The 15,935-nt window shown below is 75.1% G+C and carries 15 protein-coding genes; 9 read left to right on the top strand and 6 right to left on the bottom strand.

The genetic code is table 11. The features are described from left to right. Positions 1-196 precede the first annotated feature (196 nt). The 6 genes from UWG_RS0108060 to UWG_RS0108035 are packed head-to-tail and all read left to right on the top strand — an operon-like array spanning position 197 to position 6,394. The gene (locus UWG_RS0108060) at positions 197-1,450 is read left to right on the top strand and encodes a prenyltransferase/squalene oxidase repeat-containing protein (RefSeq protein ID WP_016906692.1); all 1,254 of its coding nucleotides are present in this window, start codon (positions 197-199) and stop codon (positions 1,448-1,450) included. Next, entirely contained in the window at positions 1,447-2,115 is a 669-nt protein-coding gene (locus UWG_RS0108055) for an SCO2322 family protein (RefSeq protein WP_016906691.1), read from the top strand. Before UWG_RS0108060 ends, UWG_RS0108055 begins: the two co-directional genes overlap by 4 nt. 1 nt (position 2,116) lies before the next feature. Further along, positions 2,117-3,505: a CbiQ family ECF transporter T component gene (locus UWG_RS29680; protein WP_016906690.1), complete on the top strand. Its 1,389-nt coding sequence runs from the start codon at positions 2,117-2,119 to the stop codon at positions 3,503-3,505. After that, positions 3,502-3,960 carry a hypothetical protein gene (locus UWG_RS0108045; protein ID WP_029391264.1) on the top strand — a complete coding sequence of 153 codons (459 nt, stop codon included), beginning with the start codon at positions 3,502-3,504 and terminating at the stop codon, positions 3,958-3,960. The genes UWG_RS29680 and UWG_RS0108045 overlap by 4 nt, the downstream gene beginning before the upstream one ends. Continuing rightward, a complete protein-coding gene (locus UWG_RS0108040; protein ID WP_016906689.1) occupies positions 3,957-5,570 on the top strand; it encodes an ABC transporter ATP-binding protein in 1,614 nt (537 codons plus the stop codon). The genes UWG_RS0108045 and UWG_RS0108040 overlap by 4 nt, the downstream gene beginning before the upstream one ends. Continuing rightward, positions 5,567-6,394 (top strand): ECF transporter S component, encoded by an 828-nt coding sequence (locus UWG_RS0108035; RefSeq protein WP_016906688.1) that lies wholly within the window; start codon positions 5,567-5,569, stop codon positions 6,392-6,394. Before UWG_RS0108040 ends, UWG_RS0108035 begins: the two co-directional genes overlap by 4 nt. Positions 6,395-6,424: 30 nt before the next feature. Here the strand turns inward: UWG_RS0108035 and UWG_RS0108030 are convergent, their stop codons facing one another. The 3 genes from UWG_RS0108030 to UWG_RS0108020 form a co-directional block, all read right to left on the bottom strand. Beyond that, the gene (locus UWG_RS0108030; protein WP_016906687.1) at positions 6,425-8,470 is read right to left on the bottom strand and encodes a bifunctional glycosyltransferase 87/phosphatase PAP2 family protein; all 2,046 of its coding nucleotides are present in this window, start codon (positions 8,468-8,470) and stop codon (positions 6,425-6,427) included. 340 nt (positions 8,471-8,810) lie between these two features. After that, the gene (locus UWG_RS33355; protein ID WP_016906686.1) at positions 8,811-8,975 is read right to left on the bottom strand and encodes a DUF6126 family protein; all 165 of its coding nucleotides are present in this window, start codon (positions 8,973-8,975) and stop codon (positions 8,811-8,813) included. Continuing rightward, a complete protein-coding gene (locus tag UWG_RS0108020) occupies positions 8,962-9,591 on the bottom strand; it encodes a helix-turn-helix domain-containing protein (protein WP_016906685.1) in 630 nt (209 codons plus the stop codon). The genes UWG_RS33355 and UWG_RS0108020 overlap by 14 nt, the downstream gene beginning before the upstream one ends. Positions 9,592-9,715: 124 nt before the next feature. On the opposite strand from UWG_RS0108020, the gene UWG_RS0108015 reads away from it, so the two are divergent. Then, positions 9,716-10,039 (top strand): antibiotic biosynthesis monooxygenase family protein, encoded by a 324-nt coding sequence (locus tag UWG_RS0108015; RefSeq protein ID WP_016906684.1) that lies wholly within the window; start codon positions 9,716-9,718, stop codon positions 10,037-10,039. A gap of 226 nt (positions 10,040-10,265) precedes the next feature. Here the strand turns inward: UWG_RS0108015 and UWG_RS0108010 are convergent, their stop codons facing one another. The 3 genes from UWG_RS0108010 to UWG_RS0108000 all read right to left on the bottom strand — a co-directional run bounded on the left by UWG_RS0108010 (position 10,266) and on the right by UWG_RS0108000 (position 12,930). Next, complete coding sequence (locus tag UWG_RS0108010) at positions 10,266-10,811, bottom strand: hypothetical protein (RefSeq protein WP_016906683.1); 546 nt, start codon at positions 10,809-10,811, stop codon at positions 10,266-10,268. Positions 10,812-11,283: 472 nt separating this feature from the next. After that, positions 11,284-12,213: a peptidoglycan-binding domain-containing protein gene (locus tag UWG_RS0108005; RefSeq protein ID WP_016906682.1), complete on the bottom strand. Its 930-nt coding sequence runs from the start codon at positions 12,211-12,213 to the stop codon at positions 11,284-11,286. A gap of 132 nt (positions 12,214-12,345) precedes the next feature. Beyond that, the gene (locus tag UWG_RS0108000; RefSeq protein ID WP_016906681.1) at positions 12,346-12,930 is read right to left on the bottom strand and encodes a TMEM165/GDT1 family protein; all 585 of its coding nucleotides are present in this window, start codon (positions 12,928-12,930) and stop codon (positions 12,346-12,348) included. A gap of 523 nt (positions 12,931-13,453) precedes the next feature. Between UWG_RS0108000 and UWG_RS0107990 the strand changes: the two genes are divergently transcribed. After that, positions 13,454-14,122 carry an HNH endonuclease family protein gene (locus tag UWG_RS0107990; RefSeq protein ID WP_016906680.1) on the top strand — a complete coding sequence of 223 codons (669 nt, stop codon included), beginning with the start codon at positions 13,454-13,456 and terminating at the stop codon, positions 14,120-14,122. A gap of 144 nt (positions 14,123-14,266) precedes the next feature. Further along, entirely contained in the window at positions 14,267-15,934 is a 1,668-nt protein-coding gene (locus UWG_RS0107985) for an alkaline phosphatase D family protein (protein WP_016906679.1), read from the top strand. Position 15,935 lies beyond the last annotated feature (1 nt).

The raw sequence follows: 15,935 nt of genomic DNA, 5'->3' as shown, positions 1-15,935 counted from the left end.
GGGGCCGCGAGCCGGAACACCCGGTGGCGGACCGCTGGCTCGGGTGCCCGCCGGCAGGGAGCGCGGGCACCGGCACCGTCGAGGTATACGGAGCCGAGCCCGGTAGGCGGCCCCGCGGAGCAGCGCGCCCCGCGCGGCGGTACGACCGTGCACGGCTGCGGTCAGGTCCCGTCGCAACGGAAAGGCAGCGTTCGCCATGGTCTTGGGGTTCTCGGAGTCGGCTCTGCCCTTGGGACGCCGCCGTTGGGCACGGCGCACGGCCGCGTTCGCCGTCGCGGCCCTCGGTCTGGGTGCTCTCGCGCCCGCCGCGTCCGCCGAGGACTCGAAGCCGAAGGCGCCCGCGGCGCTCTACGGCGCGGGCGACCCCACCTACGACGGCGTCTGGCGGCAGTCGCTCGCGCTCCTCGCCCAGCTCGGCGCCGGCGCCGAGCCGGCGGCGAAAGCCGTCACGTTCCTCGCGGACCAGCAGTGCGACGACGGCTACTTCACGTCCTACCGGCCGCGCCCCGACGAGTCCTGCGACCCGAAGGAGACGCCGGGCGACACCAACGCGACCGCGCTCGCCGTCCAGGCACTCGCCGCCGTCGGCGGGCAGCGCGCCGGCGTCGACCGCGCCGTCGAATGGCTCAGGTCCGAGCAGAACGACGACGGAGGCTGGGGCTACGAAGCCGGCAGCCCGACCGACGCCAACTCGACGGCGCTCGTCGTCGGCGCGCTCCGCGCCGCCGGTGTGAAACCGGCCTCCGTCCGCGAGGGCGACGAGGCGCCGCAGGACGCGCTCGCCTCCCTCCAACTCGGCTGCGACGCACCGCAGGAGGAGCGCGGCGCCTTCGCCTACCAGCCGGAGAAGAAGGGCGGGCTCACCCCCAATACGGCGGCGACCACGGCCGCCGTGCTCGGCGCGTACGGCAAGGGCGTACTCGTCGAGCCCGCCGCCGAGGGCGCCGAACCCGCGGCGCTCGACTGCGCGGACGGCGGCGGCCACACCGCGCAGCAGCGCGCGGAAGCCGGAGCCGCCTGGCTCGTCGCGGAGTTGCAGCGCAACGGCGGCTACCTGAAGTCCTCCCTCCCCGGCCAGGACGACCAGCCCGACTACACCGGCACGGCCGACGCGGCGCTCGCCCTCGCCGCGGGCGGCCACGGCGAGGCGGCGCAGCAGCCCCTCGGCTGGCTCCGCAAGAACCTCAAGGAGTGGAAGAAGTCGACGACCGACCCGGCCGCCATCGGCACCGCCCTCCTCGCCTCCCGTTCCGCGGGCGGCGACCCGGCGAAGCTCGGCACGGCGACGCTCGACCGCCTCAACGCGACGGGGCCCGCGCCCTCCCCCGCCGCCGAGGACGAGGAGGACGACAGCGGCAACAGCACCGTGTGGACGTGGTCGCTGGTGCTCGTCGGGCTCGCCGTCGGCGGGGCTATCGGCCTCGTGCTCTCGACGCGGAGGAAGAAGTGAGGGCGCGCGCCGGGCTCCTGACGGCGGCGGTCGCCTCCGCCGCCGTGCTGGCAGGAGGCGCCCCGGCGCAGGCCGCCGACAGTTACCGGTACTGGTCCTTCTGGGAGGCGGAGGGCAGCGGCTGGTCCTACGCGTCCCAGGGACCCGCGGCGGCGAAGCCGGACGACGGCACGGTCATCGGCTTCCGGTTCGCCGTCAGCGAGGACTCGGGGGACGCCGCCTCGCCGCGCCCGCGCACCGAGTTCGCGAAGGTCTGCGGCGACACGTCGAAGGGGGACGGCAAACGCGTCGCGCTCGCCCTCGACTTCGGGAAGGGCAACGACGCACCCGCGGGCGAGCGCCCGCCGAAGCCGAGGACCGAGTGCGCGCAGGTGCCCGAGGACGCCTCGGCCGCCGAGGCGCTCGCCGCCGTCGCCGAACCCCTGCGGTACGACTCGGATTCGATGCTCTGCGCCGTCGAGGGGTACCCGGCGAAGGGGTGCGGCGAACAGGTCTCGGGGGACGGCGGCGGCAAGGGGGGCGCGGCGGACTCGGACTCGGCGGACTCGGCCGGGAAGGAAGACGACGGCGGCCTCTCCTCGGGCGCCGGGATCGCCGCGGGCGCCGCGGCCGTGGTGATCCTCGGCGGTGCCGCCGCATGGCAGGCCAGGCGGCGCCGGAGCTGACGTGGCGCACCACCCTGAACTCCCGCGCACACAGGGGCGTTCGGCAGCCGCCGAGCGCCCGGGCACGGACCGCGGCGTGCGCGCCCGGTTGCGGGCGCCGACGGCCAACCGCACCACCTCGCTCCACCCGGGCGCCTGGTGGCTCTGGGCGCTCGGCCTCGCCACCGCGGCCTCGCGGACCACCAACCCGCTGCTGCTCGCGCTGCTCGTCGCCGTCGCCGGATACGTCGTCGCGGCCCGCCGCAGCGACGCGCCCTGGGCGCGCTCCTACGGTGCGTTCCTCAAGCTCGGCCTGCTCGTCCTCGGTATCCGGATGGTCTTCGCCTTCTTCCTCGGCTCGCCCATCCCCGGCACCCACGTCCTCGTCACCCTCCCCGAAGTGCCGCTGCCCGACTGGGCGCAGGGCGTACGCCTCGGCGGCAGGGTCACGGCGGAGGGACTGCTCTTCGCGCTCTACGACGCGCTGAAGCTGGCGACGCTGCTCATCTGCGTCGGCGCCGCCAACGCCCTCGCCAACCCGGCCCGGCTCCTGAAGTCCCTGCCGGGCGCGCTCTACGAGGCGGGCGTCGCCGTCGTCGTCGCCATGACCTTCGCGCCCAACCTCATCGCTGACGTGCGCCGGCTGCGCACCGCCCGGCGGCTCCGCGGGCGCCGCGACAGGGGCGTACGCGCCGTCCTCAGCGTCGGGCTCCCCGTGCTGGAGGGCGCGTTGGAGCGCTCCGTCGGGCTCGCGGCGGCGATGGACGCGCGGGGGTACGGGCGCACCGCGGACGTCGGCCCCGCACTCCGGCGCACCACCGCGCTGCTGACGCTCGGCGGGCTGCTCGGCGTCTGCATCGGCACGTACGCGCTGCTCGCCGCCGAAGGCGCCGCCTTCGGGACGCCGCTGCTCCTCGCCGGCGTGGCGACGGCGCTCGCGGGCCTCAGGATCGGCGGCCGGCGCACGGTGCGCACCCGGTACCGCCCCGAACGCTGGGGCCTGCGCGCCTGGTCGGTCTCGGCCTCCGGCGTCGCGGTGGCCGCACTCATGGTCCTCGCCGGCTCGACGCACCCCGACGCGCTCCACCCGCCCGCCGTCCCGCTGACCGCGCCGCCGCTGCCGCTGTGGCCCGCGGCCGCCGTCCTCCTCGGACTGCTCCCCGCCGTCGTCGCCCCCGCTCAGCCGCGCACCCCTGCGGCCTCGGAGCCGCCCGCACCCGTACCGCGGCAGACGGCGCGGCTCCGGCCCGCGCTGTGGGCAACCGCCGGGCAGCCGGGCGGAGTCGACGTGCACCAGGAGCCCGCCGCCGGCGCCGAGGCGCCGCGCACGCCGGGCGGCGGCGCCCGGCTCTCCGGGTACGGCCGCCCGGGATCGCACCCCGCGCAGCACGGCAAGGAGCCCCGCCAGTGACCCGCTTCGAGCAACTCACCGCCACCCGCGAGGGCAGCACCCGACGCACCCTCCGCCGCACACCCGAGCGCAAGACGAACGCCTCCGCAACCGGCTCCGAGGCGCGCACACGACGGGTGGCGCCGCCCGGATCCGCGCACACGGCCCGCACCCCGAGGGCCCCGCTGGTGACCCGCTTCCAGCAGCCCACCGCCTCCCACACGAGCAGCATCGAACCCGCCCTTCACGGCACAGGCGGACGCCCGCGGAGCGACCCCGCCGCACCACCGCAACCGCCGACCGCACTCCCGCCGGCACCGCACCCCCCGCCGGCGAACCGCTGCAAGCAGCTCCCCGTCCCCCACGAGGACAGCACCCGACCCACTCCCCGCGGCATCTGCGGACGCCCGGCGACCGACCCACCGCGCACCCGACTCCCAGCACTCCACCCGCATCCCGAGGACCCCCACCAGTGATCCGCTTCGAGCAGCTCTCCGTCACCTACGAGGGCAGCGCCGAACCCGCCCTCCACGGCGTCGACCTCACCGTCCCCGAGGGCGAACTCTGCCTGCTCGTCGGCCCGTCGGGGGTCGGCAAGTCGACGCTGCTCGGCACCGTCTCCGGGCTCGTTCCGCACTTCACGGGCGGCACGCTCACCGGGCGCGTCACCGTGGCCGGGCGGGACACGCGTACGCACAGGCCGCGGGAGCTCGCCGACATCGTCGGCAGTGTCGGCCAGGACCCGCTCGCGCACTTCGTCACCGACACCGTCGAGGACGAACTCGCCTACGGCATGGAGTCGTTGGGGCTGCCGCCCGGCACCATGCGCCGCCGCGTCGAGGAGACCCTCGACCTGCTCGGCCTCAACGAGCTGCGGGACCGGCCGATCGCGACCCTCTCCGGCGGGCAGCGGCAGCGCGTCGCGATCGGCTCCGTCCTCACGCCGCACCCGCGGCTCCTCGTCCTCGACGAGCCGACGTCGGCGCTCGACCCCGGTGCCGCCGAAGAGGTCCTCGCCGTCCTCCAGCGCCTCGTCCACGACCTCGGCACCACCGTCCTCCTCGCCGAGCACCGCCTGGAGCGCGTCGTGCAGTACGCGGACCGGGTGCTGCTGCTCCCCGGGCGCGGCCGTCGGGCGCGGCTCGCCGAACCCGCCGAGGCGATGGCCGACTCGCCCGTGCGCCCGCCCGTCGTCGAACTCGGCGCGCTCGCCGGCTGGACGCCGCTGCCGCTCTCCGTCCGCGACGCCCGCCGCGCCGCGGGGCCGCTCCGCGAGCGCCTCGCCGTCCGAGCACCCCGGGAGACGGAGGTGCCCGGCACCCGGGAGACGGCGGGCGCGACGGAAGGCGTCTCGCTGCGGTACGGCAGCGTGGAGGCGCTCCACCGGCTCGACTTCACCGTCCGCCGCGGCGAGGCCGTCGCGCTGATGGGACGCAACGGCGCGGGGAAGTCCTCGCTCCTCGGCACCCTCGTCGGGCTGCACGCGCCGACCCGCGGCACGGTGTCGGTCGGCGGTGGGGCGCCGCACCGCACCCCGCCGGCGAAGCTGCTGCGCCGCGTCGGCCTCGTGCCGCAGGAGCCGCGCGACCTCCTCTGCGCCGACACCGTCGCCGCCGAGTGCACGGCGGCCGACGCCGACGCCGGTGCGGCGCCCGGCAGTTGCCGCGCTCTCGTCACCCGGCTCCTCCCCGAGGTGCCCGACGGGACGCATCCGCGCGACCTCTCCGAGGGCCAGCGCCTCGCCCTGGCCCTCGCCGTCGTCCTCACCGCGCGCCCGCCGCTGCTCCTCCTCGACGAGCCGACCCGCGGCCTCGACTACGCCGCCAAGGCACGCCTCGTGGCGGTGCTGCGCGAACTCACCGCCGAGGGCCACGCGCTCGTCCTCGCCACGCACGACGTCGAGCTCGCCGCCGAGGTGGCGCACCGCGTGGTGATCGTCGCGCAGGGCGAGATCGTCGCCGACGGTGCGACCGCGGAAGTGGTCACCTCCTCGCCGTCGTTCGCGCCGCAGGTGGCGAAGGTGCTCGCGCCCCGACCGTGGCTCACGGTCCCGCAGGTGCGCGCCGCGTTGGCGGACGCGCCGTGAGCGCCCGTGCGCCTGCGCTCCGCGGCCCCGTGCGGCTCGGGCCCAGGTCCCTCGCCGCGCTGGGGCTCACCTCGGCCGCCGGTGTGGCCGCCTTCGGCTGGCCGCTCCTCGCCGACTCCGCGTCGGGGCTTGCGCATTCGGGAGACGCGCCCTGGCTCTTCGCGGGGCTCCTTCCGCTGCTCCTCGCCGTCGTCGTCGCGACGATCGCGGACACCGGGCTCGACGCGAAGGCCGTCGCCATGCTCGGCGTCCTCGCCGCGGCCGGCGCCGCGCTGCGGCCGCTCGGGGCCGGCACGGCGGGACTCGAGCCGATGTTCTTCCTCATGGTCCTCGCCGGACGCGTGCTGGGGCCCGGGTTCGGCTTCGTGCTCGGGGCGCTCTCGATGTTCGCCGGCGCCCTGCTGACGGGCGGGGTGGGGCCGTGGATGCCGTTCCAGATGCTCACCATGGGCTGGGTCTCGATGGGCGCCGGCCTGCTCCCCGGCCACGCCTCCCTGCGCGGCCGGCGCGAACTGCTGCTCCTCGCCGCCTACGGCGCACTCGCCGCGCTCGCCTACGGCTTGGTGATGAACCTCCAGGGCTGGCCGTACATCGCGGGGCTCGGCTCGGGCCTCTCGTTCGTGCCGGGCGACCCGCTCCACGACAACCTCGCCCGCTATCTCGCGTACGTCCTCGCCACCTCGCTCGGCTGGGACGTGCCCCGTGCGCTGCTGACCGTCGTCCTTACCCTCACGCTCGGCAGCACCGTGCTCCGCGCACTGCGCAGGGCCACCCGCAGGGCCGCCTTCGACGCGCCCGCCGCCTTCCGGCCGCCGGAGCCTTAGGACGCCGATCGCCGTACGGGGCGCGGGGGTTCAGGACCGGTCGGCCGTCTCGCGGACGGGCTCGCGGCCGTCCTGCGGTCGCGGGGGTTCCCCCGGAGGCCCGGGCCGCTCGGCATCGGTCGGTGCGGGCGCGTCCGGCTCACCCGCCGCCGAGCCTCCCCACCGCCGTTTCAGCGCCGGCACCGCGCGCAGCGCGACGAGGAAACCGGCGGCGACCACGACGGCACCGCCGACCGCGTCGAGGAGGTAGTGGTTGGCCGTCGCCATGACGACGAAGAGCGTCACCGTCGGGTAGAGCGCCCCCAGCAGCCGCAGCCACAGCCACGGCGCGGCGCGCCAGACAACGACGGCGCACCACAGCGACCAGCCGACGTGGAGCGAGGGCATCGCCGCGTACTGGTTGGAGAGTTGCGTGAGCGCGCCGAAGTCCGGGTCGGAGAGGTCCTGAGGACCGTGCGCCGTGTCGATGTACCCGAGGCCCGGCATCAGGCGGGGCGGCGCGAGCGGGTAGAGCCAGAACCCGACGAGCCCGAGGAGCGTGGCGATGCAGAGCGCGGTGCGCGACGTCCGGTAGCCCGCGGGGCGGCGCAGGTAGAGCCAGGCGAGGAGCGCGATGGGGACGACGAAGTGGAAGGTCGAGTAGTAGAAGTTGCAGAACGCCTCCAGCCAACCGGTGCGCGCAGTGAGGCGGTTGAGCCAGTGCTCGACGTCGATCCGCAGCAGCGACTCCAGCCCGAGTATCTGCTCGCCGTGGGCCTCGGCGGTGGAGCGCTCGTCGGGCGCGAGGCTGCGCACGTAGGAGTAGGCCCAGTAGCCGACCCGGATCAGCAGGAGTTCGAGCATCACGTTGGGGCGGCTCAGCGGGCCCGACGGCTCGGGGCGCGCCCAGTGCTCGGAACCGCGCGAGAGGAACGGCACCGCGCAGGCGGCCGCCACGGCGGCGAGGAGCGGCAGGTTCTCGCCGAGCAGGTGCAGTCCGGGCGTCCCCGGCATCAGCACGCTCCCGTCGAGCGACATCACCAGCACCACGAGGATCGGCCACACCAGCCGGTCCCCCGTACGCCTGCCCACCCGCCCCGCGACCGCGAGGAGCACCCAGAGCTGCTGGTGTTGCCAGGCCGTCGGCGAGACGGCGACGGCGGCGCAGCCGACGAGCGCCGCGGCGAGCAGCGGCTGCCCGTCCCGCGCGTACCGCACGGCCCGGCGCACTGCGAGGACGGCGACGGCGAGCGCGAGGCAGGCGAAGAGCACGATCTCCACGGGGCCGCTCAACCCGGCGCGCAGCAACGCCCCGTGGAGCGACTGGTTGGCGGTGGCGTCGGCCGGGTCGCCGAGCCCGGTGCCCGCGAGGTGCCGCACCCAGTACGTCCAGGAGGCCGCCGGCAGCACGGCCCAGGCGAGCGCCGTACCGCCGAGGAAGGTGCCGGCCGCGCAGAGCGCGGCCCGCCGGCGTCCGGTGAGCCACAGCGCGGGCACGAAGAGGAGCACGGCCGGCTGGAGCGCGGCGGCGAGGCCGAGCAGTACGCCGCCGAGCCCGCGGACGGCGCCCGTCTCTCCTCTGCTCTGGAGCAACCAGCCGACGAGCGCCAGCAGTACGGGCAGGACGCTCGTCTGGCCGAGGTGGAAGGTGTTGCGTACGGGCACCGAGATCGCGAGGAGGATCAGCGCCAGCGGCACGGCGAAGTGCGCCGTCCGACGCGGCAGCGGCCCCGGCAGCGCACGCGCCGCGACGACCCCGAGCGCCGCGACGAGCGCCATGGTGCCGACCGTCCACGCGATGCCGAGTCCCTGTTCGGCGGCCCTGGCGAGCGGCCTGAGCACCAGCCCGGCGAACGGCGTCCCGGTGAAGGGCGCCTCGCCCTCGTAGAGCGAACTGGAGGCGGTGAGCGCCCCGTTGTCGATCCAGGCGAAGAGGTCGATGAGCCGGTCCTCCTGCGGCAGCCGCAGCACCGCGGCGAGCTGCCGGGCCGAGAGCAGCGCCGCGAGCAGCCACAGCCCGGCGAGCCCCGCCTGGCCGCGGGAGCCGAACCGCCCCCGCTTCGAACCCTCCCGGTCCGTCGCCGTCTCCGCTGCCACGCCCCGTCGTCTCCGTCCTGTCTCCACCGTCACGGTCCGACCGGTACGGACCCGGGCTCAGCAGCCCGAAGGATCGGACGCCAGAAACCTACTCGGTACCTGACCCGCCCCGCCGGGCAGTACCCGGACTGTCCGCGCAGCCCCCAAAAGCTCTCCCCGCCCGAGGGGCCGGGTACGCCAAGGCGGTTGATCGTACGGGACGGCGGCGGGGCGCGCCGCGGAGACCGGGAGCCGGACCTCGGCTGCGACAACCGTTGGGGTCGCGGGGGTTCACCGACGTGGCAGCGGCCCGAGCAACGACAGGCGCCCGCATCGCGGTTCGGGCGCCGGCCGGCTCGGCCTACTCGTTGGTGCCGCCCAGGTAGAAGAGCAGGTAGAGGAAGCCGGCGAAGAGGTGCCCGGCCACCAGGTAGGCGAACAGGCGGAGCTTCAGTCCGAACGGGGTGCGGACGTCGCGCTGCCGGTCGCCCGGTTCCTCCTCGGACCTGCGGTCATCGTCCGGCATGGGGTCCTTTCCGCCCGGGAGGGGGCGGACCTCCGCCCAGGCACAGCGCACCCGCGTCGCTCTGGAGGAGGGTGTGCACGAAGAGCAGGTCGGTTCCGCCCGACGAGTCCGACGAGAGCCGGTGGGGCGTGAGCGAGTCGAAGTGGGCGGAGTCGCCGGGCTCCAGAACGTCCTCGCTGTCCCCGAGGTTGAGCCGCAGCCGCCCCGCCAGCACGTGGAGCCACTCCTCGCCGGGATGGACCCGCACGAGGTCGCCCTGAGCGCCCCGCGGCACATGCACACGGAGCGCCTGCATCGCCCGATCCGGGCTCCCTGCCTGGCGGTACGTCCACCCGCCGGCCTCGCGCGCCTCCATCTCGGAGGCGCGCACCACGGAACCGGGCGCTGCGGGTGCCTCACCGAGCAGGTGGGACACGGTCGTACCGTGGACCCGTGCGAGAACCAGCAGCACGGGAAGCGACGGCTGCCGCTGCCCCGTCTCCAACCGCGACAGATGGGCGGGCGACAACTCGGCCCGCTGCGCCGCGGCCTCCAGGCTGAGCCCGCTGCGGCTCCGCAGCTCGCGCAGGCGCGGCGCCACGGCGGGCAGTTGGGGCCCGTGGTCCTGGGAGGTCATGGGAACGATTGGGCCAGACTTTCACCGCGGGGGCAAATTCCTTGCCTCAGAGGCAAAGCGCTTCCACGTCGACCCCAGCGGGCCGGTACGCCACCGCGGTTGCCCGTGGGGGACGATGGGGCGCATGAGCATCGTGAAGATCAACGCCCTCACCGTCCCAGAGGAGCAGCGCGCGCTGCTGGAGGAGAGGTTCGGGTCCCGCGCCGGCATGGTGGAGGACTCGGACGGTTTCGAGTGGTTCGAGCTGCTGCGGCCGCTGGAGGGCACCGACCAGTACCTCGTCTACACGCGGTGGCGGGACGAGGAGTCGTTCCGTGCCTGGATGGAGGGCTCGATGAAGTCGGCCCACCAGGGCGGAGGCGAGGGCGGCGAGCGCCGTACGGCGGCCTCGGGCTCCGAACTGTGGTCGTTCGAGGTGGTGCAGCAGGCGACACCGAAGGGCGAGTGACGCGGAGGCGGGCAACGCACTCCGGGTGCGCGGTGGTTCACGGAGAGTTGCCGGTGCTGCAAAGATGGCTCCGCCCGCCGGTCAGGGACACCCCGCTGTCAGGCACGGAGTACGGACGGAGCCACTTTGTTCCTCCACGATACAAAGAGCGGGCGCCCTTGGCCACACCGCCCCCGCGCGCCCGGCCGACTCCGCACGGTGGAGCGGCGATCGGCGGCCCCGCCCGTCACTCCGCGGCTGCGTCGGTCGGAGCGGGACCGACCTGCGGCGTCTCGGCTTCCAGCGCGGTGCGCGTCGGCTCACCGTACTCCCCTTGCACGTCACCGCGGACGTCCCGCTCATGCTGGAAGCGGACGACCCCGGCCTGCACCTCGGGCGTGAAGGTATCGGTCTCCGGATAGCCGGGGGTGAGCATCGACGCCGCCCGGAGCCGGAGCACCAACTCCCGTACGTCGGCCCCCGAATCGCCGAGGCGGAGCACCTCCTCGCGCACCGGGGGCGCAGAGGCGGGCGGCGACGCCGGACGTGTCGTACGCGTCGGCAGCGGGGGCGGAGGCTGCGTCGCCGACTCCACGCGCACCTCGCTCCTGGGCACGGGGCCCCGGTCCGCCGACGAGGGCGACGGCGCGGCGCCGCTCGGTGCGGCGGACGGTTCGGCGAAGTCGCGCTGCCGGGGAAGGTGCGCGGCCGTGCCGCGCTCGTCGCCGTCCGGCACCTCGGAGAGCAGCACCCCCGTGACGACGACGGCACAGAGCACGGCGGCGGCACCCACCCCCGACACCACCGCGGCCGGACGTCGGTACCACGGCGGGCGTACACCGCTCTCGCCCGATAACTCCGCCCGGCGCGGCGGAAGTCGGCCCGTCTGCTCGCGCCCGGAGCACGCCGACGACGCCGCCGGCTCGGGCAACCCCTGCACGGGGCGGTCGAGAGCGCTCACCCCCGGAATCGGATCCTCGGGCTCCGACGGGTCGACGTACGGGCGCACATGGAGCCGTTCGTCCTCGGGCGCCCCCGGCGCGCCGTGCCCGGCGCAGCCGCACCGCTGCCCGCTCTCGGCCGAAGGCCGCGCCCCGCACTCGGGGCAACTCCCCTGCTCCGCCACGACGACCCCTCCCCGGACCGCCGGTGCGTCGCGCGTCCCGTGCGTCCCACCGGGAACGGCCCGAAGAGACTTTACGCCGCGAACGAGGAGCCCGGTCCCGAACGCCTATTTCCGTACGGGAATCCCGGGCCCGCGGGCGTCAAGTCCGGGATTCGAGGGACCTCTTGGTCGCCGGACCGTAGTCGCCCCAGCGGTCGCCCCTGATGCGGTTCTCCACCTGGTAGCGGAGGACGGCCTCCTGCACCTGGGCCGAGTAGGTGCCGTCCTCCGGCGCGTCGGCGTCGAGCTTGCCGACCTGCTTCAGCCGGCGCTGGAGGTCGACGACCTCGGGTCCCGTGTCACCGACGCTGAGCCCGCCGCGCCCCTGGTTGCGGCGCCACTCGTCCCAGCGCTCCCGCGGGTTCCGCTGCTCCGCCCGCTCCGGCTGGGCCGTGCGCCGGGGCGGGGAGGAGGTGGCCGGCGCCTTGCGCTCCGCGGGCTCGTCGGCCTTCGGCCTGGTGCGCTGCTCCGTCTCCAACTCGGCCTGGTGCCGCGTGGGTCGGCTGCTCGACGGTGCGGAAGCGTCGTCGTCCGCCTCCTTCTGCTTCGCCGGCTTCTCCGCGGGCTCCTTCGCCGACTCGGTGGGACCGCCCGTCGGGTCGGCGGGTACGGAGCGGTCGTCGGCGCTGAGGCTGCGGTCGTCGCCGCTGTCGCCGCCGCCCGAGAGGAGCTGCGAGGTGAGGAGGCCGGCGCCGAGAGCGGCGGCGACGCCCGTGGCGGCGAGCGCGGTCGCGCCGCGGCGGCGCACGCGTCGCGGCTTGCGGTGGCTGCCGGCCGCCGTGCCCCCCGCGGGCTCGCCGACGACGGGCAGTCCGGCCGTCTCGCCCGTGGCCCTCGGCGCCTTGGCGAACGGGGAGAGGTCGGGAGCGGAGCCGGGGACCTCGTCGGGGAGGGGGCCCGGGAGCGCGACGTAGGGGCGTATGCGGAGTTGCTCGTCGCCCGGGTCCTGCTCCGTCGTGCAGGCGCAGGCCGGAGCGCCCTCGGGCGACGGTTCCGCCCCGCATCCGGGGCAGCCGCTGTGCGCCGCCATCGAGATCCCCTCCCCTACGGGCGCCACGCGTTCCTCGCCCGAATCACCGGCAACCGTCCAGGGCGGGACCTTACGCGGTGCGGACTGGTGGCGGTCAAGCGGACTGCCGTTCGGGGCAGTTGGGCGCGCGCCTCAGCCGGCGAGCGCCTCGTAGAGGCTGAACGCGGCGAGCGCCACCATCAGCGCCGCGGCGACCCGCGTCACCAGCCGCAACGGGACGAACCGCATCAGCGTCCGCCCGCCGAGGATGCCGATCCCGGCGACCGCCCAGAGCGCCAGCACGGCACCGAGGCCGACGGAGAGCGGATCGTCGTACCGCGCCGCGAGGTTGGCGGTCATGATCTGGGTGAGGTCCCCGAACTCGGCGACCATGATCAGACCGAAGCCGCTCCCCGCCACCTTCCAGAACGACTGGTCGGCCGGCGTCTTGACCTCGTCGTCCTCGTCGTCGTCCCTCTTGAAGAGCAGGACGGCCGCGCCGACGAGGAAGAGCACGCCGACGAACCCCTGCACGAGCCGGTGCGGAAGCAGGGTGAGCACGGAGCCCGCCGCGACGGCGAGGACGACATGGACGGCGAAGGCGGCCGCGACACCGGCGAAGACGTACGAGGCCCGGTAGCGGGCACCGAGCATCACGCCGGCGAGCGCGGTCTTGTCGGGGAGTTCGGCGAGGAAGACGACGCCGAAGACCACGGCGACGACGGTGAGGCTGAGCACGGTGGAGGCTCCTTGACGGGGCTCGGGCCGCCGCACCGACGCTGAGGACGCTCCGGCACGGCAGCGTCGGACGGCACCGCGCGGTGGACACGGTGCGGATACGGACGCTGCGGCCGAAGGTCTCGCTGGCGCGGGCGGCACGGATGCCGCCGCGCTCCGGGCGCCGGGCCCGCCGGAGCGGGCCAGTGTGTCGACGAGCCGGCGAAGAGCTACTCCCCTTCTGCTGCTGCGCCCCCGACCCTACGCGACGAGCTGCGCGGACGGCCACGGACTGCGCCGTCAGCGCCCGCCCGGAAGGCGCGGCGACCGCCCGCGTGTGACCGACACCACTTCCGGCGCTCGAACACCCGCGGCCCGAGAGCTCGTTCGCACCCGCCCGACCACCCGAAGGAGCGACGCGTCCCGGGGTGGCGACGGTCCGAGCACCGGGCAACCTCTTGCTATGACGTGGACACGACGCCAGGCTGTGCTCGGACGCGGGCGGCCGCCGCGTCCAACATCCCCCCACAGCAAGGGAGTTCGCATGCGTTCCACCCGTCGCAAGATCTACGCGCGTCGCGGCAAGCTCGCCGCGACCGCCGGAGCCGGGGCGCTCCTCGCCGGCCTCCTCGTCGGCACCCTCGGCACCTCCACCGCCCAGGCCGACCCGCCGGCGCCGCCGAGCGCGGGCGAGGCCGAGACGATGCTCGCCGGACTCACCGAGGAGGCCGAGGGCTCCTCGGACGGCTACGACCGCGACAAGTTCTCGCACTGGATCGACCAGGGCGACAACTGCAACACCCGCGAGGCCGTCCTCAAGCGCGACGGCACGGACGTCGAGACCGGCAACGACTGCTACCCCACGAGCGGTTCCTGGAACAGCGTCTACGACGACGAGTCCGTCAGCGACCCGTCCGACCTCGACATCGACCACGTCGTCCCGCTCGCCGAGGCCTGGCGCTCGGGCGCCTCCGACTGGACCCAGGACAGGCGCGAGTCCTTCGCCAACGACCTCGACACGGCGCAACTCCTCGCCGTCACCGCGAGCACCAACCGCTCCAAGGGCGACAGCGACCCCGCCGACTGGCTGCCCCCGTCCGACGGCTACCACTGCGAGTACGCCCGCATCTGGGTGTGGGTCAAGGACACCTACTCGCTCACCGTCGACTCCGCGGAGAAGACCGCACTCACCGAAGCCCTCGGCACCTGCTGACCCCGCTCCCCCGTGCCCTCCCCGGACGCGTCCGGGGAGGGCACGCGCCGTTCCGCGTGCAGTGGCCAACTGGCCTATCCCCGCACCGTTTCCGTACGGTGCGGGCTGAGCTGCGGATCGGCGGTGCGCCGAGGAGGAGGGTCGATGACCGGGTTGCGACTGGGTCCCGTACTGCGCTACGTCAACGAGGACACCGCCACGGTGTGGGTCGAGACGGAAGCCCCCTGCACCGCGGAGGTGGAGTGCGAGGGCTCGACGGCCGGCGGCTCCGCCGCCACCTGGCAGATCTCCGGGCACCACTACGCGCTCGTCACCGTCGTCGGCCTCGAGCCCGGCACCGAGACCCCGTACCGCGTCCACCTCGACGGCGAGCAGGTCTGGCCGCTCCCCGCCTCGCCGTTCCCCGCCAGCACGATACGCACGCCGCCGGAGGACGCCGACGGACTCCGGGTCGCCTTCGGCTCCTGCCGCTGGGCGACCCGCCCCGCGCACAGCAGGCACGACCCGCTGGGCCCCGACGCGCTCGACGCACTCGCGCAGCAGGCCGCCGAAGGCGCCGAGCGCCCAGACCTCCTCCTGCTCCTCGGCGACCAGGTCTACGCCGACGAGACCTCGGACCGGGTCCGCTCCCGCCTGGCCGAGGACCGCGACCTCTCCGAACCGCCCTGGGACCAGGTCGCCGACTACGGCGAGTACACCGCGCTCTACGACGAGTCCTGGGGCGACCCCGAGGTCCGCTGGCTCCTCTCGACCGTCCCCAGCCTGATGGTCTTCGACGACCACGACGTCATCGACGACTGGAACACCAGCGCCTCCTGGCAGGAGGAGATCCGCGCGACGCCGTGGTGGCACGAACGCATCGTCGGCGGCCTCACCTCCTACTGGGTCTATCAGCACCTCGGCAACCTCTCCCCCGCCGCACTCGCCGAGGACCCCGTCTACGCGGCCGTCCGCGAGAGCGACGACGGCACGGCGGCGCTGCGGAAGTTCGCCGAGGAGGCCGACGCGGACCCGGCGGCCGTCCGCTGGAGCTACCGCCGCGACTTCGGGCGCGTCCGGCTCCTCATGGTCGACAGCCGCGCCGGACGCGTACTCCCCGAGCAGCAGCGCGCCATGCTCGACGACGACGAGTGGGAGTGGCTCACCGAGCAGGTGCACGACGGCGGCCCCGGCGCGTACGACCACCTCCTCATCGGCTCCTCCCTCCCGTGGCTGCTGCCGCCCGCGATCCACGACGTCGAGGAGTGGAACTCGGCGCTCTGCGCCGGGGCGCGCGGGGAGCGCTGGGCGGCTCGCGGCGAACGCCTGCGCCGAGCCGCCGACTTGGAGCACTGGGCGGCCTTCCCCGCCTCCTTCCGCGCTCTCGGCGCCCTCATCGAGGAGATCGCGGCCTCCCCCGACGCGCCCGCGACGATCAGCGTCCTCTCCGGCGACGTCCACCACGCCTACACCGCCGAGCCGCGCTTCTCGCGTCCCGTCAACTCCCGCGTCACACAGCTCACTTGCTCGCCGATGCACAACAGCGTCCCCGGCTTCATGCGCGTCGGCTTCCGCATCGGCTGGAGCGCACCGGGACGCTGGCTCGGCCGTGCGCTCTCCCGCCACGCCAAGGTGCAGCGCCCTTCGCTCGGCTGGGACCGCACCGGCGGCCCCTGGTTCGGCAACCAGTTGATGACGCTGGACTTCCGCGGCCGCAAGGCGGACCTCGCCCTGGCACAGGCCCGCCCCCTCCCCGACGCGCCGCACCCTGCGGACCCGCACGACGCGCCCGCCGCGCGGCTGGAGCGCATCCACGGCATGGCACTCGCGTAGG

Source organism: Streptomyces xiaopingdaonensis (genome assembly GCF_000262345.1).
Classification (GTDB): Bacteria; Actinomycetota; Actinomycetes; order Streptomycetales; family Streptomycetaceae; genus Streptomyces; species Streptomyces xiaopingdaonensis.
Note: the sequence above shows the minus strand (reverse complement) of the source record. Positions and strands in the feature narration are given on the sequence as shown.

Bases quoted from the DNA above. Each gene is read 5' to 3' on its own strand.
- UWG_RS0107985 (WP_016906679.1), top strand. From the start codon at position 14,267: ATGACCGGGTTGCGACTGGGTCCCGTACTGCGCTACGTCAACGAGGAC.
- UWG_RS0107990 (WP_016906680.1), top strand. From the start codon at position 13,454: ATGCGTTCCACCCGTCGCAAGATCTACGCGCGTCGCGGCAAGCTCGCC.
- UWG_RS0108015 (WP_016906684.1), top strand. From the start codon at position 9,716: ATGAGCATCGTGAAGATCAACGCCCTCACCGTCCCAGAGGAGCAGCGC.
- UWG_RS0108020 (WP_016906685.1), bottom strand. From the start codon at position 9,591: ATGACCTCCCAGGACCACGGGCCCCAACTGCCCGCCGTGGCGCCGCGC.
- UWG_RS33355 (WP_016906686.1), bottom strand. From the start codon at position 8,975: ATGCCGGACGATGACCGCAGGTCCGAGGAGGAACCGGGCGACCGGCAG.
- UWG_RS0108005 (WP_016906682.1), bottom strand. From the start codon at position 12,213: ATGGCGGCGCACAGCGGCTGCCCCGGATGCGGGGCGGAACCGTCGCCC.
- UWG_RS0108060 (WP_016906692.1), top strand. From the start codon at position 197: ATGGTCTTGGGGTTCTCGGAGTCGGCTCTGCCCTTGGGACGCCGCCGT.